General features: G+C 51.0%; 3 protein-coding genes. 2 read left to right on the top strand and 1 reads right to left on the bottom strand.

What is annotated here, in order from left to right; genetic code table 11:
* The coding region (locus tag VJ956_RS11375) for a ZIP family metal transporter (protein WP_324085001.1) at positions 1-445 on the top strand (445 nt) is incomplete at its 5' end.
* A gap of 205 nt (positions 446-650) precedes the next feature.
* Here VJ956_RS11375 and VJ956_RS11370 read toward each other — a convergent pair.
* Positions 651-1,088: a PAS domain-containing protein gene (locus VJ956_RS11370; RefSeq protein WP_324084999.1), complete on the bottom strand. Its 438-nt coding sequence runs from the start codon at positions 1,086-1,088 to the stop codon at positions 651-653.
* Between the two features lie 287 nt (positions 1,089-1,375).
* On the opposite strand from VJ956_RS11370, the gene VJ956_RS11365 reads away from it, so the two are divergent.
* On the top strand, positions 1,376-1,579 hold a 204-nt coding region (locus tag VJ956_RS11365), incomplete at its 3' end, for a PAS domain-containing protein (protein ID WP_324084997.1).

Genomic DNA, 1,579 nt, shown 5'->3' with positions numbered 1-1,579 from the left:
TGCTGACGCTAAAAAGGCACTGCTCATTGTCGGCGTTATGACCGCCCACTCCTTTGCAGAAGGCATTGGCGTTGGCGTTTCCTACGGCGGCAGCCAGGATCTCGGCGTTTTTATTACCGCTGCCATCGCCGTCCATAACATTCCTGAGGGGCTTGCCATTGCACTTATCCTGGTGCCAAGAGGCATGTCCGTCACCAAGGCGGCCGGCTGGAGTGTTTTCAGCAGTTTACCGCAACCTCTGATGGCCATTCCGGCTTACCTGTTCGTAAGTGCCTTCAAACCCATGCTTCCGTTTGGCTTTGGTTTGGCCGCGGGTGCCATGATATGGATGGTGTTCGCCGAGCTTCTGCCGGATGCCAATAAAAAGCTGGATCCGGCTTCCGTTGGTGTTGTGATTGTCCTGGCCTTTCTGGGCATGATGGTTTTCCAGCTCGCCATCCACTGACTGCGGAATTACTGCATCGCCAGTGAGATATTGCGACGATCAAGACTTAATATATTTTTAACTATGGACGGTAAGAAAATGATTACCTTGTATATTTACCGGGTCCTCTGGACACCCGGTACCTGGCATACGTGAGCCTGTTGATGTCAGACCGCCAGGCCGGTGAGTTCAAGCTGATCATGCAGGACTGGCGGCTTTTCAGGAGCTAAGCCGGCAAGGCTTCAGTAGTTCTGCTGGCCAGCATGATAATGCGCTTTACGATGCCCTTATCGGACAGAACCGGTAAATAGCGAGCTTCCAGCCAGATCGGCTGGCCGTCTGCGCCAAGATTCAGGAATCGTCCCTCTTTCACATGGCCTGTAACCAGTTCACGCCAGAACCTAATGTACTCCTCACCACGCGCATCCTCAGATTTGCAGAGCACCCTGTGATGCTTACCAATCAGCTGTTGCTCCTGGTAGCCAAGCATATCCAGAAAGACATCGCTGACTGACTCAAGCAATCCATCGCCGCTCATTACCGCAAGCGCCACGGACCGTTGAATTGCCTGCCAATCGGCTTCCAGTTCAGACACCCGGTTCTCGGCGGCCTCCAGCCTTTCCAGAGCGGCCTGCAATTCCTGCTTTCGTTTACTTTGAAACACAATCAGTTTCCCTGTATTCAGCGTTTGATCTTTTTAAACGATAACGAGTAGAAAGAAACCCCAGATCACTTCAAGAGCGCGCCATGAGCCTGATATGGCCTGTCTATAACGAAACGAATAGTACAGTTCCGCCAGCGCAACCGCCTGCGTGGTTATTAAGCCAAAAGCCAGCGATTAGCTTAGTTGGTCGGGTTTGGTTTGCTCCCGAACTGATACGGTGACAGATGCGGTTCGTAGGTCAGGGTTGGGTCATCAAACAAAACCATTTTTAACGCAGAGGTACATGTATGGACAATTCTGAAGACATTCTTCAATCTCCACTGTTTCAAACCGTCGCCGACTTGGCTTTTGAATCGATCATGGTGACCAAAGCGACTTCTGATCATACAAACTCTGTGATCATCTATGTAAACCAGGCCTTCAGCAATTTAACCGGCTATTCTGCAGATGAAGTAATCGGAAAAACACCGGGATTGCTTCAGGGACCGAGA

Source organism: Marinobacter sp., from assembly GCF_035268745.1.
Classification (GTDB): Bacteria; Pseudomonadota; Gammaproteobacteria; order Pseudomonadales; family Oleiphilaceae; genus Marinobacter.
This window is presented reverse-complemented; position numbering and strand designations above follow the sequence as displayed.